The 23,285-nt window shown below is 69.1% G+C and carries 24 protein-coding genes and 1 tRNA gene; 9 read left to right on the top strand and 16 right to left on the bottom strand.

The genetic code is table 11. From position 1 onward, the window contains the following. Window positions 1-173: 173 nt before the first annotated feature. From tesB to ACTIFS_RS02485, 5 genes are all read right to left on the bottom strand, one after another. Window positions 174-1,040: an acyl-CoA thioesterase II gene (gene tesB, locus ACTIFS_RS02505; RefSeq protein ID WP_439572451.1), complete on the bottom strand. Its 867-nt coding sequence runs from the start codon at window positions 1,038-1,040 to the stop codon at window positions 174-176. Between the two features lie 82 nt (window positions 1,041-1,122). Then, window positions 1,123-1,917, bottom strand: a complete 795-nt coding sequence (locus ACTIFS_RS02500; RefSeq protein WP_439572450.1) for an ABC transporter permease — start codon at window positions 1,915-1,917, stop codon at window positions 1,123-1,125. After that, on the bottom strand, window positions 1,914-2,816 hold the full coding sequence (locus ACTIFS_RS02495; RefSeq protein WP_439572449.1) for an ABC transporter permease: 903 nt from the start codon (window positions 2,814-2,816) through the stop codon (window positions 1,914-1,916). The genes ACTIFS_RS02500 and ACTIFS_RS02495 overlap by 4 nt, the downstream gene beginning before the upstream one ends. A 4-nt stretch (window positions 2,817-2,820) precedes the next feature. After that, window positions 2,821-3,987 (bottom strand): ABC transporter ATP-binding protein, encoded by a 1,167-nt coding sequence (locus ACTIFS_RS02490; protein ID WP_439572448.1) that lies wholly within the window; start codon window positions 3,985-3,987, stop codon window positions 2,821-2,823. A gap of 6 nt (window positions 3,988-3,993) precedes the next feature. Beyond that, the gene (locus tag ACTIFS_RS02485; protein WP_439572447.1) at window positions 3,994-5,097 is read right to left on the bottom strand and encodes a polyamine ABC transporter substrate-binding protein; all 1,104 of its coding nucleotides are present in this window, start codon (window positions 5,095-5,097) and stop codon (window positions 3,994-3,996) included. Window positions 5,098-5,272: 175 nt separating this feature from the next. Here ACTIFS_RS02485 and ACTIFS_RS02480 point away from each other — a divergent pair, with 175 nt between their 5' ends. Next, a complete protein-coding gene (locus ACTIFS_RS02480) occupies window positions 5,273-5,770 on the top strand; it encodes a CinA family protein (RefSeq protein ID WP_439572446.1) in 498 nt (165 codons plus the stop codon). Window positions 5,771-5,877: 107 nt separating this feature from the next. On the opposite strand, the gene ACTIFS_RS02475 is transcribed toward ACTIFS_RS02480, so the two are convergent. The 6 genes from ACTIFS_RS02475 to ACTIFS_RS02450 form a co-directional block, all read right to left on the bottom strand. Next, the gene (locus tag ACTIFS_RS02475) at window positions 5,878-7,314 is read right to left on the bottom strand and encodes a homospermidine synthase (protein ID WP_439572445.1); all 1,437 of its coding nucleotides are present in this window, start codon (window positions 7,312-7,314) and stop codon (window positions 5,878-5,880) included. 192 nt (window positions 7,315-7,506) lie between these two features. Further along, window positions 7,507-8,283, bottom strand: a complete 777-nt coding sequence (locus ACTIFS_RS02470) for an enoyl-CoA hydratase (RefSeq protein WP_439572444.1) — start codon at window positions 8,281-8,283, stop codon at window positions 7,507-7,509. An 81-nt stretch (window positions 8,284-8,364) separates the two neighbouring features. Continuing rightward, a complete protein-coding gene (locus tag ACTIFS_RS02465; RefSeq protein ID WP_439572443.1) occupies window positions 8,365-8,940 on the bottom strand; it encodes a DsbE family thiol:disulfide interchange protein in 576 nt (191 codons plus the stop codon). Continuing rightward, on the bottom strand, window positions 8,937-9,125 hold the full coding sequence (gene ccmD, locus ACTIFS_RS02460; RefSeq protein ID WP_439572442.1) for a heme exporter protein CcmD: 189 nt from the start codon (window positions 9,123-9,125) through the stop codon (window positions 8,937-8,939). The genes ACTIFS_RS02465 and ccmD overlap by 4 nt, the downstream gene beginning before the upstream one ends. 4 nt (window positions 9,126-9,129) lie before the next feature. Further along, window positions 9,130-9,897 carry a heme ABC transporter permease gene (locus tag ACTIFS_RS02455; RefSeq protein ID WP_439572441.1) on the bottom strand — a complete coding sequence of 256 codons (768 nt, stop codon included), beginning with the start codon at window positions 9,895-9,897 and terminating at the stop codon, window positions 9,130-9,132. Between the two features lie 150 nt (window positions 9,898-10,047). After that, window positions 10,048-10,716, bottom strand: coding sequence for an outer membrane protein (locus ACTIFS_RS02450; protein ID WP_439572440.1), 669 nt, complete (start codon window positions 10,714-10,716; stop codon window positions 10,048-10,050). A gap of 477 nt (window positions 10,717-11,193) precedes the next feature. On the opposite strand from ACTIFS_RS02450, the gene ACTIFS_RS02445 reads away from it, so the two are divergent. Continuing rightward, the gene (locus ACTIFS_RS02445; protein WP_439572439.1) at window positions 11,194-11,952 is read left to right on the top strand and encodes an SDR family oxidoreductase; all 759 of its coding nucleotides are present in this window, start codon (window positions 11,194-11,196) and stop codon (window positions 11,950-11,952) included. A 101-nt stretch (window positions 11,953-12,053) separates the two neighbouring features. After that, entirely contained in the window at window positions 12,054-12,743 is a 690-nt protein-coding gene (locus ACTIFS_RS02440; protein WP_439572438.1) for a YggS family pyridoxal phosphate-dependent enzyme, read from the top strand. A 29-nt stretch (window positions 12,744-12,772) separates the two neighbouring features. Here the strand turns inward: ACTIFS_RS02440 and ACTIFS_RS02435 are convergent. The 5 genes from ACTIFS_RS02435 to hemC all read right to left on the bottom strand — a co-directional run bounded on the left by ACTIFS_RS02435 (window position 12,773) and on the right by hemC (window position 18,280). Continuing rightward, window positions 12,773-12,849, bottom strand: a tRNA-Arg gene (locus ACTIFS_RS02435). Between the two features lie 84 nt (window positions 12,850-12,933). Next, window positions 12,934-14,760, bottom strand: a complete 1,827-nt coding sequence (locus ACTIFS_RS02430; RefSeq protein WP_439572437.1) for a heme biosynthesis protein HemY — start codon at window positions 14,758-14,760, stop codon at window positions 12,934-12,936. 9 nt (window positions 14,761-14,769) lie between these two features. Continuing rightward, window positions 14,770-16,029, bottom strand: coding sequence for a mitofilin family membrane protein (locus ACTIFS_RS02425; protein ID WP_439572436.1), 1,260 nt, complete (start codon window positions 16,027-16,029; stop codon window positions 14,770-14,772). A gap of 599 nt (window positions 16,030-16,628) precedes the next feature. Next, on the bottom strand, window positions 16,629-17,351 hold the full coding sequence (locus ACTIFS_RS02420; RefSeq protein ID WP_439572435.1) for a uroporphyrinogen-III synthase: 723 nt from the start codon (window positions 17,349-17,351) through the stop codon (window positions 16,629-16,631). Further along, complete coding sequence (hemC, locus tag ACTIFS_RS02415; RefSeq protein ID WP_439572434.1) at window positions 17,351-18,280, bottom strand: hydroxymethylbilane synthase; 930 nt, start codon at window positions 18,278-18,280, stop codon at window positions 17,351-17,353. Before hemC ends, ACTIFS_RS02420 begins: the two co-directional genes overlap by 1 nt. A 101-nt stretch (window positions 18,281-18,381) precedes the next feature. On the opposite strand from hemC, the gene tsaD reads away from it, so the two are divergent. From tsaD to ACTIFS_RS02385, 6 genes are all read left to right on the top strand, one after another. Further along, window positions 18,382-19,464: a tRNA (adenosine(37)-N6)-threonylcarbamoyltransferase complex transferase subunit TsaD gene (gene tsaD / locus ACTIFS_RS02410; RefSeq protein ID WP_439572433.1), complete on the top strand. Its 1,083-nt coding sequence runs from the start codon at window positions 18,382-18,384 to the stop codon at window positions 19,462-19,464. Between the two features lie 52 nt (window positions 19,465-19,516). Beyond that, window positions 19,517-20,524: an NAD(P)H-dependent glycerol-3-phosphate dehydrogenase gene (locus ACTIFS_RS02405; RefSeq protein ID WP_439572432.1), complete on the top strand. Its 1,008-nt coding sequence runs from the start codon at window positions 19,517-19,519 to the stop codon at window positions 20,522-20,524. A 13-nt stretch (window positions 20,525-20,537) separates the two neighbouring features. Further along, entirely contained in the window at window positions 20,538-20,822 is a 285-nt protein-coding gene (locus ACTIFS_RS02400; protein ID WP_439572431.1) for a hypothetical protein, read from the top strand. A 1-nt stretch (window position 20,823) separates the two neighbouring features. Then, window positions 20,824-21,261 carry an EVE domain-containing protein gene (locus ACTIFS_RS02395; protein WP_439572430.1) on the top strand — a complete coding sequence of 146 codons (438 nt, stop codon included), beginning with the start codon at window positions 20,824-20,826 and terminating at the stop codon, window positions 21,259-21,261. A 114-nt stretch (window positions 21,262-21,375) separates the two neighbouring features. Continuing rightward, window positions 21,376-22,605 carry a CaiB/BaiF CoA transferase family protein gene (locus ACTIFS_RS02390; RefSeq protein ID WP_439572429.1) on the top strand — a complete coding sequence of 410 codons (1,230 nt, stop codon included), beginning with the start codon at window positions 21,376-21,378 and terminating at the stop codon, window positions 22,603-22,605. Between the two features lie 287 nt (window positions 22,606-22,892). Next, on the top strand, window positions 22,893-23,177 hold the full coding sequence (locus tag ACTIFS_RS02385) for a GIY-YIG nuclease family protein (RefSeq protein WP_439572428.1): 285 nt from the start codon (window positions 22,893-22,895) through the stop codon (window positions 23,175-23,177). The last annotated feature ends 108 nt before the right edge of the window (window positions 23,178-23,285 follow it).

Raw genomic sequence — 23,285 nt, 5'->3', positions numbered from 1 at the left:
TGCAGGTAATCAAGTCGCGTGCCAGCTCGGGGAGAGCCGGATTTCCCCAAGGATATGAAAGAGATAGATCGGAGCGCTGACAGATCTCCGCGCAGCCGGAACAGTGATTGATTAAAACTTGGGCAGCCAAATGAGGCGAAGCGCAGGCAGCCACCTTGGCCGGCAATTTCTGCCTAAATTTTGGGCTTCCTGGGGCGAAGCAGGCCTTCCTGGGCAACTGACGCCACCAGCACGCCCTCGCGCGTGAAGATTTCACCGCGGGTAAAGCCGCGCGATCCCTGACCGGACGGCGAGTCATGCGCGTAAAGCAGCCAGTCGTCGGCACGGAACGGCCGGTGGAACCACATGGCGTGGTCGAGGCTGGCCGCCTGCACGGACTGGTCGTGGAAGGAGCGTCCGTGCGGCACGTTGGCCGCGTCCAGAAGCGTCATGTCCGAGGCATAGGCCAGAACGCACTGATGGATGACCGGGTCGGCGGGCAGCGGCCGGGTCGCCCGGATCCAGACGTGGAACTTGCCCTCCGGCTGCCGCTCGCCGGTATAGCGGCCGAACTCGACGGGACGGATTTCGATCGGCCGCTCGCGCTGGAAATAGTTGCGCATGTCCTCGTGCATGTGCGGCATCAGCTCGGCGCGCACCTCGGACTCGCTGCGCAGATCCTCTGGCATGGGCACGGCCGGCATGACGAACTGGTGCTCGGGTCCCTCCTCCTCGAGGTGGAACGAGGCGGACAGCGAGAAGATCGAGGCGCCGTGCTGGATGGCGCGCACCCGGCGCGTGGAAAAGCTGCGCCCGTCGCGGATGCGCTCCACCTCGTAGATGATCGGCGACCGGGGATCGCCCGGCAGCACGAAATAGGCGTGCAGCGAATGCGGCCTGCGCCCGTCCACGGTGCGGCAGGCGGCTACCAGCGCCTGGCCGATGACCTGGCCGCCGAACACGCGCTGCCACCCGTCCTGCGGGCTTTTTCCCCGGAACAGGTTCACCTCGAGCGGTTCAAGGTCCAGGATCGAGACGAGGCTGTCGACGGCCGATGTCATGGGGCGCTCCGGCTTGGCGGTCGCATGCGCGATGGATCGCACAGACCATTGCCGGCGGCAGGGGTCAAGGTCGCCGCGCAAGCTAGCCCTTGCCGGCCAATGCCTGTCGTTTGGTGACGAGCGCCGAGACGATCACCGCCACCGTGACGAGGCCGATCATGATGGTGGAGATGGCATTGATCTCCGGCGTCACGCCGAGCCTGACCTGGCTGTAGATCCGCATCGGCAGGGTGGTGGCGCCGGGCCCGGTGGTGAAGCTGGCAATCACCAGGTCGTCCAGCGACAGGGTAAAGGCGAGCAGGAACCCCGCCAGCACGGCCGGCGCGATGAGCGGCAGCGTGATCAGGAAGAAAACCTGCCAGGGCGTGGCGCCGAGATCGGCGGCGGCCTCCTCCAGCGCCATGTCGAAGGTGACGAGGCGCGACTGCACCACCACGGCGACGAAGCCCATGGTGAAGGTGGCGTGGGCGATCGACACCGTCCAGAAGCCGCGGTCGATGCCCAGCGAGACGAACAGCAGCAGCAGCGACAGACCGGTGATGACCTCCGGCATGACGAGCGGCGCATAGACCATGCCGGTGAACAGCATGCGGCCGCGGAAGCGCAGGTACCGGGTCAGGGCGAGCGCGGCGAGCGTTCCGATCGTCGTGGCGATCGTCGCCGACAGCGCCGCGACCTGCACCGTCATCCAGGCGGAGTCGAGCAGCTGGCGGTTCTGCAGGATCGCCACATACCAGCGCGTCGAGAAGCCGCCCCACACCGTGACGAGCTGGGAGGCGTTGAACGAGAAGACGATGAGGATGACGATCGGCAGGTAGAGGAAGGCGAAGCCGAGCGTCAGCGCGGTGGCGTCGAACAGGCGCGAGCGGACGTTCATCGCGCCGCCTCCAGCTGGCGGGCCTGGATGTGCTGGTAGGCGACGATGGGACCCACCAGCAGGACCAGCAACAGAACCGCAACCGCCGCGGCCACCGGCCAGTCCCGGTTCGAGAAGAACTCGGTCCAGAGCGTGCGGCCGATCATCAGCGTGTCCGAGCCGCCGAGCAGGTCGGGGATCACCACCTCGCCGGTGATCGGGATGAAGCACAGGAAGCAGCCTGCGATGACGCCCGGCAGCGACAGCGGCACGGTGATGCGCCAGAACGCCTTCCAGGGCGGACAGCCGAGATCGCCGGCGGCCTCGAGCAGCGTCCGGTCGATGCGCTCGAGCGCGGCGTAGAGCGGCAGCACCATGAAGGGCAGGTAGGAATAGACGACGCCGATCAGGATGGCGGTGTCGGTATTGGCGATCTGCAGCCGGCTTCCGATCAGGCCAAGGCCGAGGAGCACCTCGTTGAGCAACCCTTCCGGCTTGAGGATGCCGATCCAGGCATAGACCCGGATCAGGAAGCTGGTCCAGAACGGCAGGATCACCGCCATGACCAGGATCGGCCGGATGCGCTCGGGCGCGCGCGCCATGGCATGGGCCATGGGATAGCCGATCAGGAGCAGGATCAGCGTACCGATGGCCGCGATCCTGAGCGAGGACAGGAAGGCGTCAATGTAGAGGCGGTCGCCGAAAATGACGGCATAGTTCTCGAACGAGAGCTCGCGGACCTTGGCCAGCCAGCCGGACGGCCCGTCTTCGACCGAGAAGACCGGCACATAGGGCGGAATGGCCGTTGCCACCTGCGACAGCGACATCTTCGCCACGATGGCGAAGGGCACGAGGAAGAACACCGCCAGCCACAGATAGGGAATGAGGATGACGGTGCGGCGGGTGGCGCGGTCGGTCATCGCCTCACCCCGTCAGCAGGATGAGCGCGTCGGGCGCGACGGCGAGCTGGACCGGGTCGTCCCAGCCGATCGGACGCTCCACGGTGCGCGAGGCATTGGCAACGGCGGCCCGCAGCCTGAAACCGCCGGCCTCGACCACATAGGTGGTCCAGTCTCCAAGATAGCCGATGTCGTGGACCGTGCCGGCCAGCATCATGCGGCCGCCGGCAACGGCCTCGCCCGCGCGCACGATGCGTGTCTTCTCCGGCCGCCAGGCGACCGCCACGGCCTGTCCGGTGGTGAGCGCCTCGCCGGTCTCCACCGACACCCGTCCGGCGGCGGCGGTTTCCACGATGGCCCGCCCGGCCGCGACCTCCGCGATCCTCCCCTCGATCATGTTGATGTCGCCGATGAACGACGCGACATAGCGGTTGGCGGGCGCCTCATAGATCACCGGCGGCGGCGCCACCTGCACGACCCTGCCCTTGTCCATCACCGCGATGCGGGTGGCCATGGTCATGGCCTCGTCCTGGTCGTGGGTGACGATGATGAAGGTCAGACCCAGCCGCTCCTGCAGCGCCATCAGCTCGAACTGCGTCTCCTCGCGAAGCTTGCGGTCAAGGGCTCCCAGCGGCTCGTCGAGCAGCAGCACCCTGGGCTGCTTGATGAGCGCGCGGGCGAGCGCGACGCGCTGGCGCTGGCCGCCGGACAGTTGATGCGGCTTGCGCGCCGCAAAGCTTTCCAGCCGCACGAGCCTGAGCATGTCGGCAACCCGCTGCGCGATCTCCTCGCGCGGAAGGCCCTCCATGGCGAGACCGAAGGCGATGTTCTTCTCCACGCTCATATGGGGAAAGAGCGCATAGGACTGGAACATCATGTTGGTCGGCCGCCGGTGGGCCGGAACGCCGGCAAGGTCCTTGCCGGCCAGCAGGACCCGACCCGACGTCGGCGTCTCGAAGCCGGCGAGCAGGCGCATCAGCGTGGACTTGCCGCAGCCGGACGGCCCCAGCAGCGCGAAGAACTCGTGCTCGTGGATGGCAAGCGACAGGTCGTCCACCGCCGCATCGGCGCCGTAGCGCTTGGTCACCCGGTCGAAGACGACCAGCGGTATGGCGGCGGCATCGTTCCACGGCGCGAAGGCGGAACGCACCGCTCCCAGCGAAGCGGTGCGGGAAGGGGACAGGTCGGTCACGATGGATCAGCGTCCGGTCTTGGCCCGCGTCCAGGCGCGGGTGATGGTTCGCTGCAGCCGCGCGTCGGGGCTCGTCACGGTGAACAGGCGCGCCATCACCTCGTCCGGCGGATAGACAGCCGGATTGTCGCGCACGGCCGGTGCGATCAGCGGCCGTGCCGCAAGGTTCCCGCTGGCATAGGAGACGAAGCTCGCCACCCTGGCGATCACCTCGGGCCGGTTGAGATAATTGATGAAGGCATGGGCGAGATCGGCGTTCGGCGCATCAGCCGGGATCGCCATCTGGTCGAACCACATCTGCGCCCCCTCCTTCGGGATCACATACTGGACCTCGACGCTGTTGCCGGCCTCGCGCGCGCGGTTGCGCGCCTGGAAGATATCGCCCGAATAGCCGACCGCGATGCAGATATCGCCGTTGGCCAGCGCGGAAATGTACTCGGAGGAGTGGAACTTGGTGACCAGCGTGCGCAGGCGCTGGACGTGGCTTGCCGCCGCCTCCCAGTCCTCGGCACGCTTGGAATTGGGGTCGCGGCCGAGATAGCGCATGACCGAGGGCAGGAAGTCCTCGGCCGTGTCGAGGAAATGGATGCCGCAGTCCTGGAAGCGCTTCAGCGTGTCGAAGTCGAAGACCAGTTTCCAGGAATCGAGCGGAGCGTCCGGCATGCGCTCGCGGATCTTCGCGACATTGAAGCCGATGCCCGTGGTGCCCCACAGATAGTTCACCGAATAGGCATTACCGGGATCGTAGGCCGCGACCCGCCGCTGCACCTCCGGCCAGAAATGGACGCTGTTCGGGATTTTCGAGAGGTCGAGCCGCTGGTGCACATTGGCGGCGATCTGCCGCGACAGGAACGGCGCCGACGGCACCACGATGTCATAGCCGGTGCGGCCGGCCAGCAGGCGCGTCTCCAGCACCTCGTTGGAATCGTAGGTGTCGTAGACGACCCGGGCGTTGAACTCGCGCTCGAAGTCGCGAAGCACCTGCTCGTCGATATAGTTCGACCAATTGAAGATGCGCAGTTCCCGCTGGGCCTGCGCCGCGGCGCCGGCGGCGAGACCGAAACTCGCGGCAAGGACCAGGAGACCGACCGACAGGGAGCGTCGCACCATGATGCCATCCTTCGTCAGGCAAGCCGCAGCGGCGGCGGACGCGGCAATCTAGGCAAAGCGCAGGCTTTATCAACCGCTCCGCGCTTGACGATGGGTCACCCCAGCCCCCCGTCCGGCCGGCTCGACCGCCGCGCCCGGCGGGGCCAGTCTGGCTGCCTTGGGGAGGAGTGAAGCGATGATCGGTGATGGCAGGCTGGAGGCGGCGGCGGCACGGATTGCAAGGCTGCTGGTGGAACGACGCGAGACGGTGGCGGTGTCCGAATCCTCGGCCGGCGGCCTTGTCTCCGCGGCGCTGCTGTCGGTGCCCGGGGCGTCCGCCTATTATCTCGGCGGCGCGGTCGTCTACACGGTGCGTGCCCGCGACGCCCTGCTCGGCATCGGGCCCGACGACATGCAGGGCATCCGCTCCGCCTCCGAGCCCTGGGCGGCCCTGATGGCCAAGACCATCCGCACGAGCCACCGCGCGACCTGGGGCCTCGCCGAGACCGGCGCGACAGGGCCGACCGGCAACCGCTATGGCGACCCGGCTGGCCATGCCTGCCTGGCCGTGGATGGCCCGAAAGCGAAGGCGATCACGCTGAGGACCGGCTCAGATGACCGGTCCGCCAACATGCTCGCCTTCGCGCTCGCCACGCTGGAACTGCTCGAGGAGGCTCTGGAGGAGCGGATCTGAGGCGAGGGTGCAGAAGGGGCCTTCGCCGATACGCTCCGAAGCACGCATGCTCCAGTCGGAAAGGGCGGACCCGTGGCCCGCCCTCCCCGTCGCCAGTCCCGTCCGGCTCAATCCCGGACGAGGATGTTCCGGAACTGCCAGGGGTCGGAGGTGTCGATATCCTCGGGGAAGAAGCCCGGACGGCCGTCCAGCGGCGTCCAGTCGGTATAAGTGCCGATGACCGGACCGAGATAGGGCCGCTGCACCTCCAGGCACCGGCGGAAGTCCATGTCGTCGGCCTCGACGATGCCGGCTTCGGGGTTGTCGAGCGCCCAGACCATGCCGGCGAGCACGGCAGAGGTCACCTGCATGCCGGTGGCGTTCTGGTAGGGCGCGATCGCCCGCGTCTCCTCGATGGAGAGCTGCGAGCCATACCAGTAGGCATTGCCCTTGTGGCCGTAGAGCAGCACGCCGAGTTCGTCGATGCCGTCCTCGATCTCGTTCTCGTCGAGGATGTGCCACGAGTCCTGGCGCTTGCCGGCGGCGCCGAACATCTCGTGCAGCGACAGAACGGCGTCATTGGCCGGGTGATAGGCATAGTGGCAGGTCGGCCGGTAGGTGACCTTGCCGGTGGCGTCGCGCGCCGTGAAATAGTCGGCGATCGAGATCGCCTCGTTGTGCGTGACGAGGAAGCCGTACTGGGGGCCGGGCGTCGGGCACCAGGAGCGGACGCGGGTGTTGGCACCGGGCTGGAGCAGGTAGATGGCCGCACCGCAGCCGGTCTCGTGCGTTCCGGCATTCGCCGGCATCCAGGTCTCGTGCGTGCCCCAGCCGAGCTCGGCCGGCTGCAGGCCCTCCGAGACGAAGCCTTCGACCGACCAGGTGTTGACGAAGACATTGGCCGGCTTGGGCTTCTTCGAGCGCTGGGTGTCGCGCTCGGCGATATGGATGCCCTTGACGCCGACCTCGGCTGCCAGCGCCGCCCATTCGGCCTTCGACTTCGGCTCGGCGAAGGCGACGCCCTGGTCGGTTGCGACGTTCAGCAGGGCCTGCTTGACGAACCAGGACACCATGCCCGGATTGGCGCCGCAGCACGACACCGCGGTGATGCCGCCGGGATTGCGCTCGCGGGCCTCCAGCACGCGCTCGCGCAGCATGTAGTTGGAGCGCGCCGCCGGGCCCTTCGACGTGTCGAAATAGAAGCCGGCCCAGGGCTCGGCCACCGTGTCGATATAGAAGCAGCCGAGTTCGCGGCAGAGCTCCATGATGTCGACCGAGGAGGTATCGACCGACAGGTTGACGCAGAACCCCTTGCCGCCGCCGGCGGTGAGAAGGGGCGTCAGAAGGTCGCGGTAGTTCTGCTGGGTGACCGCCTCCTGGACGAAGCGGATGCCGCGCTCGTCGAGCAGGGCGCGGTCGGTATCGACCGGATCGATAACCACCATGCGCGTCTGATCATATTTGAAATGCCTCTCGATCAGCGGCAGCGTGCCGCGGCCGATGGAGCCGAAGCCGATCATGACGATCGGACCGGTGATTTCATGATAGACGGGCCACTGGCTCATGCGAGGTCTCCGGACTGCACGGGTGACGGATACGACGAAAAGGGTCCCTTGGCTGTCAGGCCCGGGACCCATCGGAAGAATGGGGCATTGGCCACGGGAACGCCGGTCCGTCAACGCCTATTCGTGTGACGCGGCGATGACGCCGGGCGGCGATCGGCGGACAAACGGCCCTCGAAAGGGACTCTTCAGGACCTACCGCGCGCGGCCCTTCTCCTGCACCGCGGCACGGCGGCCGGCAATGTCGGCGGGTACGATCGCGCTGTTGTGCCGGCGCGAACGTTCGGCCTCCAGCGTCATGGCCTCGCCGAACGGCAGGGCATAGCCCTCGTCCACCAGCCGCTTGTAGTCGGCGATGAACGTCCCCGGCACCTCGGCGATCTCCTGCGCGAGCGCCAGCGCGTCGGCCATCAGGTCGGCCGGCGGCACCGCCCGGCTGACCAGCCCCCATTCGCTCGCCTGACCCGCCGTAACGAACCGGCCAGAAAAGGCCATCTCCTTGGCGCGCGAGGGGCCGATGATCCGCGAGAGCTTCTGGGAAAGCCCCCAGCCTGGAATGACGCCGACGCGCTGGTGTGTGTCGGCAAAGCGTGCCGTATTCGCCGCGATGAGCACGTCGCAGGCCAGCGCAAGCTCGAAGCCGCCGGTGATGGCAACCCCGTTCACCGCCGCGATGAAGGGCTTTGCGCTCTGCTCGATGGCGCGAATGGGGTTGGGCCTTGCGCCGTCACCTTCGACCATGCCGAGGAGACCGGGCCGCGCCGCCAGTTCCTTCAGGTCGAGACCGGCCGAGAAGGCGCGCTCGCCCGCTCCAGTCAGCACCACGGCCCTGACCGCATCATCCGCCGAAAGCTCGATGATCGCCGCCGTCAGCGCCCGGATGAGCGCCTGCGACAGCGCATTCATGGCGTCAGGCCGGTTGAGGGTCAGGATGGCGACCGGCCCGCGGCGGTCGATCAGAAGGTCGGACATGGCGCTCCCCGCACGGTTCGGGCCAGTGTGGGACGGGGAGCCCCGTTCCGCATCTCCCCGGTTCGGGGGAGGCGTGCTGGTCTACCGCGCCAGCGCCTTCTCGATCTCGGGCCGGATGACCCGGTCCAGGTTGGCCTGCGTGATCGGGCCGACATGCTTGAACAGGATGCGCCCGTCGCGCCCGACGATGAAGGTCTCCGGCACGCCATAGACGCCCCAGTCGATCACCGTGCGCCCCGAAGGATCGACGCCGATCATGTGATAGGGGTTGCCGTTGCGGCCGAGGAAACGGCGCGCATTGTCCGGCTGGTCCTTCTGGTTGATGCCGGCGAGACGGATGCGGCTGTCGCCGGCAAGCTGCATCAGGAAGGGATGCTCCTCGTGGCAGGGAATGCACCAGGAGGCGAAGACATTGACCAGCGTGACATGGCCGGCCAGATCGGCCGTCGCAAAGCCCGGACGGTCCATTCCGGCCAGCGGGGCCAGGCGAAACTCCGGCGCGGGCCGCCCGATCAGCGCCGAGGGAAGCCGTTGGGGATCGCCCCTGAGGCCCACGAGGAAGAGGGCCACCAGCCCGCCGAACAGGATGAGCGGCACCAGCGCGAGGACGAGCCGGCGCCGTGACCCGGACGCGGTGGCCGTGGTTGCCTCGCTCATGACGGCGCCCCTTCCGACCGGCCGGCACGACGCGTCACGCCGCGCCGCTCCAGTTCGGCCAGGGTGGTCCGCTGGCGCCGGTGGTCGATCATCACCCAGCCGATGAGGGCAAGGCAGGTGAGAACGGTCACCGCATAGGACGCGATGATGAAGCCGGAATGGGGTCCAAGGCCGAACATGTCCATGGGATCAGTTCCCCCCCTGCGGCACGGCCCGGATATCCGAGGGGGCCTCGCGCTGGGCGGCGACCAGCCGCATGGCCCGGATGCGGCGGCGCAGCACCTCGTTGCGCATGGCGGCAAGATGCAGCAGCACGAAGAACACCGTGAAGGCCAGCGCCGAGATCGCAAGCGGCACCAGGATCGAGGTGTGGATGGTCGGCCCGCCGAGGCGGAACACCGAGGCCGGCTGGTGCAGCGTGTTCCACCAGTCCACGGAGAACTTGATGATCGGCAGGTTGATCGTCCCGACCAGCGTCAGCACGGCGGCGGCGCGACCGGCGCGACCGGGATCCTCCACCGTGCGCCACAGCGCGATCAGGCCGAGATACATGATCAGCAGCACGAGTTCGGCGGTGAGCCGCGCGTCCCAGATCCACCAGGTGCCCCACATCGGCCGGCCCCAGAGCGATCCGGTGGCAAGGCACACGAAGGTGAAGGCGGCCCCGATGGGCGCGGCAGCGCGGGCGGAGACATCGGCAAGCGGATGACGCCAGACCAACGTGCCGAGCGAGGCGAGCGCCATCAGCGCATAGCAGGCCATGGAGAGCCAGGCCGCCGGCACATGGATGAACATGATCTTGACGGTGGCGCCCTGCTGGTAATCGTCCGGCGCGACGGCAAAGACGAACCAGGCCGCGACGACGAACAGGATCACGGTCAGCCCGGCGAGCCAGGGCAGCACACGCTCCACGAGCGCGAGGAACCGGGTCGGATTGGCGAGGTCGAGAAGCGCCATGGTCCAGCGTTTCTAGTGGCCCCGGCGGCCCTGCGCAATCGCGCCCGGTCGGCCCGGCGATGACAGCCCCGTGACGACACCGCCGCCGCCGTGCCGAATGCAAACAGCCCGGGCATGGCCCGGGCCGCGTTCACCCAAGCGGCGGGTGAATCAGAAGCGGTAGTTCAGACCGGTGCGCAGCGTGTGGCCCTCGAAGCCGATCCGCGGCGCGGTGGTCAGGTTCAGGTAATTGGCGCGCCCGAGGCTGGTGTAGCGGTATTCGAGCAGCGCCGAGACGTTGCGGGTGAACATGTATTCGCCGCCGACGCCTGCGGTCCAGCCGACCAGCGAACGCGACTGCGTGACGACCGCCGGAACCAGTTCGCGGGCCTGCACATTGCCGAGCGCGAGACCACCGGTGGCGTAGAGCAGCAGGTTGTCCTGCACGAGGTAGCCAAGCCGGGCGCGCAGCGAGCCGTTCCAGTTCAGCGAGGTGCGCACGTCGTTGGGGCCGATGGCATCGATATGGCGGCGGGAAATCCCGGCATAGCTGAGATCTGCCGCGATACCCATCACGAACCGGTCGGCCTGGTAGTCGTAGCCGGCCTGCAGGCCGCCGAGGAAGCCCGAGGCGCTGCCGAGGCCGAAGCCGACATCGTTGTTGAAGCGCGAGGAGAAGCCGGCGCCGAGATGGGCACCCACATAGAAGCCCGTCCACACGCCCGCGGGCGCCACCGGCATCACGACCGTGTCATGGATCGGCCGGCGCGGAAGGTCGGCGCCGAGAGCCGGGCCCGCCAGCATGGCAACCGCAGCGGCGGCGCAAAGAATCTTCTTCATGGTCTGCTCCTGTCCCACGAGCGCGATCCGGTTCGACCGGACGGCCCGTCCCTTGATGCGTGGTGAAGGTTCTATATCCGGTTTCGATTGCATTTTCTCGGTCACGTTCACCATGTCGTTAATGGTCGGTGAATGCTGGGATTATGATGCCGCCGGACGGGAACATTCTCGCCGCCTCTTGTCAGGGATATGCGACTGAAGAAGGGCCAATACAGGGAATTGAATATGGGTAATAATTCGTTACATGAAATTTTATCTTATATTAGACGAAATTCTCCAAGATGATTGCTTTGAACCGTCGCTTCAATGTGGCGGCTTCGCGGCAGATTGCGGTCCAATCGCAGGACGCTGAAGTCGAGGTGGCGCGCATGTCATCTGCCGAAGCGCGGCAACAGCAGCGGAAACCGTGGTCCACCGGCCGCCGTCAGGGCGTATGACTGGAGAAGATCGAAAGCCAGCGTCCGGGGAGCAAAGACAATGGCGGAAACAGCACAGGTCGCTCTGATCACAGGCGGGGCCCGCCGGATCGGCCGCGCCATTGTCCTGGCGCTTGCCGGCTCCGGTCATGCGGTGCTCGTTCACGCCAACCGGTCACGCAACGAGGCCGAAGCTCTGGTCGCGCAGATCCGCGCTGCCGGCGGCAGGGCGGCACCGGTCTTCGCCGATCTCGCCGAACCGTCGGAGATCGACGGGCTGATCAGCGCGGCCGCAGAACCCTTCGGCCCGCTGACGCTGCTGGTGAACAATGCCAGCGAGTTCGTCGAGGACCATGTCGGCTCGCTGTCGCGCGAGGTCTGGAACCGCCAGTTCCGCGTCAATATCCAGACGCCCTCGTTCCTGGCCCAGGATTTTGCCACCCAGGCGCCGGACGGCGCCGCCATCGTCAATCTCATCGACCAGCGCGTGTTCAAGCCGACGCCGCAATTCTATTCCTACACGCTGACCAAGGCCGCCCTCGCCATGGCGACGAAGACGCTCGCCCAGGCGCTTGCCCCCCGCATCCGCGTCAACGCGGTCGCGCCCGGCCCGAGCGCCGCCAATCTGCGGCAGGCGCCGGAGGATTTTGGCCGACAGGTCTCGGCAACGCTCACCGGCGCCGGAAGCCCGCCGGAGGCTGTGGCCGAAGCCGTGCTCTATCTTGCCCGCGCGAAAGCCATCACCGGGGCGATCCTGCCGGTGGATGGCGGCCAGCATCTGGTCTGGCAGACGCCCGACGTCTGGGGCATTGCGGAATAGGCCGCGCCGCATGCATGGGCCCTGACGGGCGCCCGCATGGTCGCGGGCCGCCGCGCCGTGCTAGGCAGGCCGCTCCTCATCGCCCGGACACGGCCAGAGCCATGACAGACATTGCCGCCTCTTCCGAAGCCGTTGCCCGCCTCGACGCGGTCCGCGCCGCGGTGTCGAGAGCCGCGGCCGACGCGCAGCGACCGCCCGACGCGGTGACGCTGGTCGCCGTGTCAAAGACCTTTCCCGCCGAGGCGATCGAACCGGTGCTGGCCGCCGGACAGCGGGTCTTTGGCGAGAACTACGTGCAGGACGCGAAATCCAAATGGCCGGACCTGCGACAGCGCTATCCGGACGTGGAACTGCACATGATCGGCCCGCTCCAGTCCAACAAGGCCAGGGAGGCCGTGGCGCTCTTCGACGTCATCGAGACGCTGGACCGCATCTCCCTCGCCTCGGCTCTTCGCAAGGAGATCCAGAGGGCCGGCGGCACCCGCGTGATCCGGTTCCTCGTTCAGGTCAATACCGGCGCCGAGCCGCAGAAGGGCGGCGTCCTGCCGCAGGACGCCGACGCCTTCATCCGCGCCTGCCGCCAGGACTACGGGCTGGATGTCGAGGGCGTCATGTGCATCCCGCCGGCCGACGAGCCGCCGGCGCCCCATTTCGCCCTGCTCACCACCATCGCCCGCCGCAACGGCCTGACGACCATCTCCATGGGCATGAGCGCCGATTTCCCCACGGCCATTGCCATGGGCGCGACCCATGTCAGGGTCGGTAGCGCCATTTTTGGCACACGCGGCTGACCTGTCGCGGACGGCCGTGAGCGCAAGAATGGCGGTCCCGAAGGGATTCGAACCCCTGACCAACGGTTTAGGAAACCGCTGCTCTATCCTGCTGAGCTACGGGACCGGCGCGCCCTCTATGTCATGAGGTCCCGGCACCGGGCAAGCCTTTGTCCCGGACCGGACCTGCCCCGATCCCGCATGGCATCCGTCAGCTGCGGAAGATGGACATTCGCTTGGGAGGCGCCTCGGCCGGCTCGGGCGGACCGGGATCGTCGGGTGCCCGGGCCATGGGGAAGACGGTTTCCACCGGCTTCGGCCGCGTTCGCGCAGGCCCCGTCGCCTCTGGCGCCGGATCGGCCGCCGCCGGCGCGGGAGCAGGCTCTGCCACCGGCTCGGTCGCGGCCGGGACGGGCTCCGTCGCGACGGCGGGCACAGGATCAGGCTCGACGGACGGGGCGGGCGCCGGTTCCGGGGCCGCGGTGCCATTGGCCTTGAGCGGGGCGGCTGCGGGCGGGGGCGGCGCTGCAGGCGGCGTCGGCACGATGCTGGCCGCGGCGGCCGCAACGGGAACGACAACCGGCGGCGGGGAGGGAGGCGGAGCCGGTTCCGGCTCGACCACCCGGATCGGCTCTGGCGCAGGCTCGGGAACCAGTTCGATGACCGGCGCGGGGGCAACCGCCTCCGCCGCCATCTGCGCCTCCGCCTCCGCGATATCGGCCAGCACGTCGTCGACATGCAGCGACGGCCCGCCAAGCTCTGCCACCGGCACCTTCCACTCGAAGGCGTCCAGCCGGCCGGTCACCGGCGAAGCCGGCAGCCAGACGTCGCTTGCCTGTCCGTCGGCGGTCCAGACCGGGTCGCGGGGTGCGCGCAGGGCGCGGGCCATCCACTCGCGCGCGCGTCCGTAGTCGGAGGCCTCGCGGGTGAAGAGTTCGGCCATCAGGAGGCACACGCGCTGGGTCGGCCGGATCTCCACCACCTCGTCGAGCGCGCGATGGGCCGTGGCATAGTCGCCGGCATCGATGGCCGCACGGGCGACCGCCAGCAGCGCCTCGGGATGGGACGGGGTGAGCCGGGCGAGATATTCCACCCGCTTCAGCTGATCGAGCCGGGAATCGCCCTGGCGGGCATGGGCATAGGCCTCGGCAAGATCGGGATGCGGCATGGCCTTCCAGGCCGCCTCGATGATCTTCGAGGCCTTGCGCGGATCATTCTCGTGGGCGAGCAACCGGCCGGCAATGGCCGCAGCTGGCGTCAGTGTCGGCGCGAGCGTCACCGCCTCCAGTGCCAGGGCCCTGGCTTTCGGCGGATCGACGTCCTCGAGCGCCGCCGCCTTGGCGGTGACGAGCACGGCCCGCCGCCGCTTCGCCGTGTCCTTGTCTATGACCCGCGCGGCATATTGCTTCTCGACCGTGGCGATGGCGCCGTCCCAGTCGCCCGACACGGTCTGGCTTTCCAGCACCGCCTGTGCCGCCCAACCGGCGCCGGGCGCGACCTTCACCGCTTCCTCGGCAATGGCGCGGGCGGCAACCGGATCGGCGCGTCGCTGCGCCTCGACATGCAGGCCGCGCAGTCCGAGAACCCGTGTGTCCGGCCGATCGATCATGGCCCGGAAGGCTTTTTCAGCGCCCGGACGATCCCCCGCAAGCTGGGCCGCCTGCGCCTTCAGCAGCAGGGTCAGCGGCGCATCGGGGGCATAGCGGTCGGCCTCCGAGGCATGGCGCTCGGCCGCGCGCCGGTCGCCGGCCCCAACCGCGACGATGCCGCGCTGGATCGCCTCGCGGCCCTTGTCCTGCTTGCGCCGCCGCATGGCGCGCGCCGCAATCGCGGGGCTGGTCACCAGCCAGCGCAGCAGCGACAGGCTGAGCATGGCCAGCGCCGCCGCGACAACCACCGCAACGATGCCGGTCAGCACCTCGAACTCGATGTTACGACCGAGCCAGACCACGGTGACGGTCCCGGGCCGGTCAGCCAGCCAGCCGGCACCGGTGGCCAGAGCCGCGATGAGGAGGAGAAAGACGACGATGCGGATCATGACCCCTCCTCAACGCGCCGGCAGCGCGGCCAGCGCTTCGGCAGAAACCTTTGCCAGGGCGCGATCGGCGACGAAACGTGCGCGCGCCCCCACCAGCCAGTCCTGCGCCGGCGCCTTGACCGGCTCGGGAAGCGCGTCGAAATCGGCCAGCGCGCCGGCCAGATCGCCCCGGCCGAGCTTCGCCTCGATCCGCGCCACCACGGCCGGGACCGAATCCCCTGCCGCCTCGCCGACCGGGCGCACGCGCACCAGCCCCTGCGCATTGGACGCCAGTCGGTCGAAGAAGCCGCCCTCGCCGCCGGTCGGCGCCGCGCGGACAAGCTGCGGTGCAAGACCGGCAAAGCCCCGGTGGACCGCCGCCCGCGTGGGCACGCCCCGTTCGGCCGAGGCCGACAGCGGCGCAAGGGCATCCGCATCGACGCCCAGCGCCAGAGCCCCGCGCAACTCGGCTGCATAGGCCCCGCCGCGGTCGACCGACGCGCGCAGCACCTCGATACCGACCAGACGCGCGGATCGTTCGCCAAGGGCGCGGGCCTGGTCGAGGGTGGCGAGGCGCTGGGTGGCAGCCTCGGTGGCAGCGGCCTGTTTGCCAAGATCACCGGTCAGCGCCGTGACCCGACCCTCTAGCGCTTCAGCCTGGCGCGCGATTTCCGTCGAGAGCTGGGTGACCCGGCCCTCGATGGCCTCGGCCCTGCGCGCCTCCGTCGCCACGGCCTCGCGCAGCCGCTCGTCGATGGCGGCGGTCACCGCGGCCATGTCGGGACCGGTCGGCGCCGGCGACGGAGCGGGCGCGGCGGCGACGCTGCGCTGCGCTTCCTCGACGCGGCCGAGCGCGGCCTTGAGCGCCTCGATCTCGCGATTGACCGGATCGAGATCGACCGGCGCCGGTGCGGCCGCTGGCGGCGGGGCGGCTGCCGGTTCGGGCTGCGGCCGGCTCTCCAGCGCGGCGATGCGCGCCTCCAGGGCGGCCCGCGCCGTGTCCAGGGTCTCAAGCCGCTGGGTCAGGGGCGCGATGTCCAGCGGGGCGCCGGTCGCGCCGGCGACCGGAGGCGCAACGGGAGCCGGACGGGCCGCGACCTCGCCGATGCGGCGGTCGAGGGCGGCGAGGCGGGTTTCGAGCGCAGACGTGTCGGCCGGCGGTGGCGAGAAATAGCCGAACTGCGCGGCGCCGAAAGCAAGTCCCGCCGTCAGCAGCGCGCCGACGAGGCCGGCGGCGATCAGTGCGCCGAAGCCGGGTCCGGACCGGCCGGCCGGCAGTGGCACCGGCATGGACGGCGGCGGTTCGGATGCGCGGGAAGGCTCTGGTCTGGCGGCAGCGGCGTCACCGGTCGCCGGGGAGCCGGAGAGGCCGGCCGGCTCCGGATCCGGATGCCGCCGGGCCTCGTCGGGCGCCGGGGGGGCGGCCTCGGCGGGTGGTAGCAACGGGGCGTCGGCAGCCGTGTCGCCCGCGGATGCGTCGCCTCGCGAGGTCGCTGGTCCATCGGCGCCGGCCGGGCCGGGGGCTTCCGGGGATGGAGCCTCTGTGGGGGACGATGCCTCCGCAGGCGGTGCCGTTTCCGCAGAGGCGCCGGGACCGCCCGCATCGGAGGCAACCGCGACAGCCTCGTCGCTGCCGCCAGACGAGGCCCCGGATGCACCTGTGGCGGGTTCGGCGGCAGCCTCGGGCGCCGTCGGCTCCATCGCGGGCCAGGCGCCCCCCGGCAGCGGGTCTGCAGGAGCCTCGACGGCCGGCGTGATGTCGGTCGCTTCCAGCGTCAGGGTCGGCGCCTTGCCGCGGCGCTTCAGCTTTCCAGCGTCGGTCGGGCGGTCGTCCTCAGCCATCCGTCGTCTCCGTTGCCCCGGACGCCAAGCTGTATCCGCAGGGCATCTCAGCCGCAACCCGACCTGCCGTCCAGCAGCCGCATCAGGGACATTTCGTCGGGACGCGCGGCAATCCGCACCATGCCCGGCCGGAGCGGCGAAAGGGCGGCAGCCACGGCCTCCGACAGGCAGGCATGGAGAGGCCCGGCGGCGGCTCGTGCAAGCCCGTCGCCGACCGCAAGGGCTGCGAATGTCGCCGCCGAGCGCGGAGAATAGTGCAGGACCGCGTCGATACGCCCCTCGCGGAGCGCTGCGACCGCGGCGGCGGGCAGGGTTGCCGCCGGCTCCATCCGGTACACCGTCCAGGGCACCGCCGTCAGGCCGGTACCCGCGAGAAGCGCCCGCAGGTCCCCGGCGCGGTCCTCGCCGCCGGGATGGAGGATGCGACTGCCTTCGGGCAGGTCGGCCGCGGCGATCAGGCGGGCCAGAGAACGGACATCGCCCCCGGCCGGCCGGACATCGGCAAAGCCTGTCTCCACCAGCACCGCGGCGGTTCTTTCGCCCACCGCAAAGACCGGCAGGTGGCGGAACGCGGCCATCAGGGCAGGATCGAGGAAGGCGATGGCGCGCCCGCTCGTCAAGGCGAGCCCGTCGGGCCGTGCCAGAGGCAGCGGCTCGGCCACGGGCACCGCAGTCATCAAGGGCGCGAGCAGGGGATCGTGCCCCCGCCCGCGCAACCGTTCCGCCGTCGCGCCGGCATCCGGCTCGGGACGGGTGACGAGTACGCGCATCAGGTGTCGAGGAAGAAATCTGACGGCGCGCGCGCCTTGAGTTCGGCAGCGGCGTCGGCCCCGAGGGCGACAGCCTCCGCGACCGGTCCCGTCCGGGCCGCACCGAAGAACTGGCGTCCGTCCGGCTTCAGTATCTCGCCGAGGAAGGCAATTTCGCCATTGGTCACCCGTGCCAGTCCTGCAATGGGCGTGCGGCAGGAGCCGTCGAGCCCGGCGAGGAAGGCCCGCTCGCAGGCGAGCGCTATCGCCGTATCGCGGTGGTCGAGCGGTGCGAGAAGGTCGCGGGTGCGGCTGTCGTCGAGCCGTGTCTCGATGCCGATGGCCCCCTGCCCGACCGCCGGGAGGAACCGTTCCGTCGCGATCAGCTCGGACACGGCATCGGCGAGGCCGAGGCGCTTCAGTCCGGCAAGCGCGAGCAGCGTGCCCGCAACCGCGCCGGTGCTGACCTTGTGGAGGCGGGTGTTCACATTGCCCCTGAACATGACGATGGACAGGTCCGGCCGCTCGCGCCGGAGCTGGGCCTGCCGTCTCAGCGAGGAGGAGCCGACCACCGCCCCCTGCGGCAATCCGGCGATGGACGCCGCGCCATGGCCGATGAAGGCGTCGCGCACGTCCTCGCGCGGCAGGAAACAGGTCAATCCGAGACCGTCGGGTAGCACGGTCGGCATGTCCTTGGAGGAATGGACGGCCAGATCGATGCGCCCGTCGAGCATCGCCTCCTCGATCTCCTTGGTGAACAGGCCCTTGCCGCCGGCCTCGGACAGCGGCCGGTCCTGGATGATGTCACCGGAGGTGCGGATCACCTCCACATGGATATCGTCCTCGGCCACGCCATGCGCGGCGGCCAGCAGCCCCCGCACCTGATGGGCCTGGGCCAGGGCGAGTGCGGAGCCGCGTGTGCCGATGCGGAGGAAGGGCGATTGCGCCATGGGAACCTGCGATGCTAGGCCGATGCTGCCGCGCTGATCATAACGATCCGGCCGCGCGCCGGAAGGGCCGGTCTGGCGGCCCGTGACGGAAGCTTCTGTCCATGCTCGTCCTCGGCATCGAAACGACCTGCGACGAGACGGCCGCTGCGGTCGTGCGCGTCGATGCCGACGGGCATGGTGCCATCCTGTCGAACATCGTGCTGAGCCAGCTCGCCGACCATGCACCCTATGGTGGCGTGGTTCCGGAGATCGCCGCGCGCGCCCATGTGGAGGTTGCCGACCGGATCATCGGCGAGGCGTTGCGCGAGGCCGCGGTCACGCCCGGCGAGCTCGATGCCGTGGCGGCGGCGGCCGGTCCCGGCCTGATCGGCGGCGTGCTGGTCGGCCTGACCACCGCCAAGGCCATGGCCCTGGCCATCGACCGGCCGCTGATCGCGGTGAACCACCTCGAGGCCCATGCGCTGACGGTGCGGCTCACCGATGCCGTGGCCTTTCCCTATCTCCTGCTGCTCGCCTCCGGCGGCCATACGCAGCTTGTCGCCGTGTCCGGGGTCGGTGCCTATGCCAAGCTCGGCACGACCATCGACGACGCCATCGGCGAGGCCTTCGACAAGGTCGCCAAGCTGCTCGGCCTCGGCTATCCGGGCGGTCCGGAGGTGGAGCGGCGGGCGCTGGGCGGCCGCGCGGACCGGTTCGCCTTTCCGCGCCCGATGGCCGGGAGGCCGGAGCCGGACTTTTCTCTCTCCGGCCTCAAGACGGCGGTTCGCGTGGAAGCCGAGAGGCTGGTCCGCGAGGCCGGGACCCTGACCGGGCAGGATATTGCGGACCTGTGCGCATCGTTCCAGCAGGCGGTCGCCGATATGGTTGCCGACCGCACGAAGGTCGCCATCGGACTGTTCCGGAAGCGTTACGGTGAACCATCCGCACTGGTGGTGGCCGGCGGGGTCGGCGCGAACCGGGTTCTGAGGGCGACGCTGGAGCGGACAGCACGGTCAAGCGGCTTGCCCTTTGTCGTTCCGCCACCGAAACTGTGTACCGACAACGGCGCCATGATCGCCTGGGCCGGGGTCGAGCGGCTGCGCCTCGGGCTCGTCGACGACCTCTCCTTCGCGCCCCGGGCCCGCTGGCCGCTGGACGAGGCGGCGGCGATCATCGGCTCGGGACGGCTGGGGGCCAAGGCATGAGGCGCGGGGGAGCGGGAGCAGACGCCATGGCGGGCAACGGGAGAACGCGGGCATGACACCGGGACCGCAGACCGGCGCCCTGCATGTCGGCGTTCTGGGCGCCGGCGCCTTCGGAACGGCGCTGGCCAATGTCGCGGCGCGGGCTGGCCGGCGTGTGAATTTGTGGGCGCGCGAACCGGGCGTGGTCGCCGAGATCAACGGGCCGCGCACCAATGCCGTCCGCCTGCCGGGGGCCATCATCCACGAGGCGGTGACCGCAACCGGAACGCTTGCCGAGGCCCTGGCGGCCGACATCGTGCTGGTCGTCGTCCCGGCGCAGGCCCTGCGCAGCGTCCTGAAGGCTGCGGCGGCGGACATCGCTCCGGGCACGCCGCTAGTCGTCTGCGCCAAGGGCATCGAGCGCGGCACCGGGCGGTTCCTGTCGCAGATCGCCGAGGAAGAGGTACCGGCCGCCGTGCCGGCCGTCCTGTCCGGGCCAAGCTTTGCCAGCGACATCGACCGCGGACTGCCGACGGCGGTGACGGTGGCCGCCGCGGACGAGGCGGTGGCGCGCGCCATCGCCGCGGCCCTCGGCTCGCCGGCCTTCCGCCTCTACCACACGACCGATCTGCGCGGCGTCGAGATCGGCGGCGCCACCAAGAACGTGCTGGCCATCGCTGCCGGCATCGTCGCCGGCCGCAGGCTCGGCGCGAGCGCAACCGCGGCGATCACCGCGCGCGGCTTTGCCGAATTGTCCCGCTTCGGCACCCATTTCGGCGCCCTGCCGCAGACGCTGATGGGGCTTTCGGGTCTCGGCGACCTGATCCTGAGCTGCTCGAGCCTGCAGTCTCGCAACTTCGCGCTGGGCCATGCGCTGGGCGAGGGAAAGGCCCTGGACATGGTGTCCGGCAGGGGCGCGCTTGCGGAAGGCGCACTGACCGCAGAGATATTGGTGGAGACGGCTCACGCGGCAGGGATCGACATGCCCATCGCCCAGGCGGTGGACGCGGTCCTCGGCGGGCTGATTGATGTGGACCAGGCGATTGCCCAGCTGATGGCACGGCCGCAGCGGGCGGAATAGGCGGAGCGGACGGATGACCAATTTCTTCGACAAGCTGGCGCGCGGCGTCGAGGCGGCGCAGAAGGCCATGGGTGCGGACCTCGTGGCGGAGACCCACCCCTTCGACCTGACCCATTCGGTGATCTTCCCCGTAGCTAGGCTGATGAAGCGGCGGACGGGCGGCGAGCCGATCGTGGTGATCGAGACCGGCGACGGCAAGGCGACCATGACGCTGGCCGAGTTCGACCGTTTCGTGAATGAACTCGATGCCTTCCGCAAGCTGATCCCGACCGCTGGTCAGAAGCCCGAGGGAGCCTGACGTGGCGCACTGGCTCTACAAGTCCGAGCCCTTCAAGTGGTCGTGGGACGATCAGGTCGCCGCCCGCGCCAAGGGCACGCACTGGGACGGTGTGCGCAACCATGCCGCCAAGCTGAACCTCATGCGCATGCAGAAGGGCGACCGCGGCTTCTTCTACCATTCCAACGAGGGCAAGGAGATCGTCGGCATCGTCGAGGTGATCCGCGAAGCCTATCCTGACCCGACCGCAGAGGCCGGCGAGCCCTGGGTGGTGGTGGACCTGAAGGCGGTCATGCCGCTGAAGACCCCGGTCTCGCTCGAAGCGGTGAAGCAGGAGCCGCGGCTCGCCGAGATGGCGCTGCTCAAGCTCTCGCGCCTGTCGGTGCAGCCGGTGACCGATGCGGAATGGGCGCTGGTCTGCCAGATGGGCGGCATCGATCCGAAGAAGGCGGCCGGTTGACCAGGTCCTGCGCTGGGCGACGGTCACGGCTTCCACCTGACGGGGTTCGCAAGGCACCGGGCTCCGGACTAGAATGAAGGCTGAACCGCTCCCGACAGGCTCGTGACCCGACCCATGACCGAACAGATCGCCAAAGACCCCGCCGAAGCGCCGCGCGGCCCGCTTTCCGGCATCCGCATCCTGGACCTGACCGCCGTCATCCTTGGCCCCTATGCCACCATGCTGCTCGGCGACATGGGCGCCGAAGTCATCAAGGTGGAAAGCCCCGGAGCCGATGGCGGCGACATCATGCGCTGGGCCGGCCCGAGCGCGGAGGCCGCCGGCCCCGGCATGGGGCCTCTGTTCATGCTCAACAACAAGAACAAGCGCTCGGTGACGCTGGACCTCAAGCGCCCCGAGGACCGGCAGGCCTGCCTGCAGCTGGCCGCCACCTGCGACGTGGTCTGCTCCAACATGCGGATGGAGACGGCCGCCAAGCTCGGCATGGACTACGACACCATGGCGAAGGTGAAGCCGGGGCTGATCTATGTCCATGCCTCGGGCTTCGGCTCGGACGGCCCCTATGCCGGCCAGCCGGCCTATGACGACCTGATCCAGGGCGTCTCGGGAGGCGCCGACCTGCTCTGCCGCATCGATGGCAACCCGACGCCGCGCTACCTGCCGACGCTCGCCGCCGACAAGACGGTCGGCCTGTTCATGGTGCAGGCCGCGCTCGCCGCCATCCTGCACAGGGAGCGCACCGGCGAGGGACAACTCGTCGAGGTGCCGATGTTCGAGTGCTACACCCATTTCGTGCTGCACGAGAACCTTTACGGCAATGTCTATGACCCGCCGCCGGCCGGCGCCGGCTTCGGCTATACCCGCATCCACAATCCCGACCGGCGGCCCTATCGCACGAAGGACGGCTGGGTGGGCGTGACGCCCTATTCGGACCGCAACTGGAAGGATTTCTTCGAGCTCGCCGGGCGGCCCGACCTTGCCACCGACGAGCGCTTTTCCAGCTATCCGGCGCGTCAGGCCAACATCAAGACGCTCTACGGCATGATGGACGAGCTCTGCGCCAGCCGCACCACCGAGGACTGGATCGCCAGCCTCGGCGCCCGCAACATCCCCCACGCTCGGGTCAACCGGCTGGAGGACCTGGCCGACGACCCGCACCTGAAGGCGGTCGGCTTCTTCCGCAAGCGCCAGCACCCGGACGGCTATACCTGGATCGACATGAAGCACCCGGTGCGCTTCGCCGCCAGCCCGGCCACGACGCGCTCCTCGCCGCCGAAGCTCGGCCAGGACACGGAAGCGGTGCTCCGCGAGGCAGGTGTGAAGCTGCCGAAGGCGGCGGAATAGGGGGCAGGCGGAGCTGAGTCGCGCTTGGACGACCAGGCTTGTCGAAAGCGATAATTCCGAATGGAAGGGCATTTACGAACGGCTGAACGGATAAGTGCAGGGCTGGATCCCCTTCCCCTCGCTGCGCTCGGCCGGGGATGACGAGTGGAGGCCGTCGAAAATGATAGCGCGGGCGACACGGTCGCCGGCCCTGCACATCCGCCGAGGTCAACACCTGCCGTCACCCCCGGCGAGGCCAAAGGCCGAGGGAAGGGGGTCCAGATGCCAGCAACACAGAGACGGCCGCTGTGTACTACGTCTACATCCTCGCCAGCCGGCGCAACGGCACGCTCTATGTCGGCGTGACCAACGACGTTTCGCGTCGCACCTTTGAGCATCGGCAGGGCATCGGTTCGGCCTTCACACGCCGCTACGGCGTTGCCCTGCTGGTGCAGATGGAACCCTACGAGAGCATTGCCGCAGCGATCGCGCGAGAAAAGCAGCTGAAGGGCTGGAATCGCGCCTGGAAGATCAGGCTTATCGAGCGCGACAACCCCGACTGGGACGATCTCTACGAGCGGCTCAACGGATAAGTGCAGGGCTGGATCCCCTTCCCCTCGCTGCGCTCGGCCGGGGATGACGGGTGGAGCAAACCGAGGGTATGAGCGCAGATGACATGGCCAGCGCTCTTGCGCATCGGC

It is taken from the genome of Phreatobacter sp., from assembly GCF_051860605.1.
Taxonomy (GTDB): Bacteria; Pseudomonadota; Alphaproteobacteria; order Rhizobiales; family Phreatobacteraceae; genus Phreatobacter.
The sequence above is the reverse complement of the archived record's forward strand: the minus strand, read 5'-3'. Positions and strand labels throughout refer to the sequence as shown.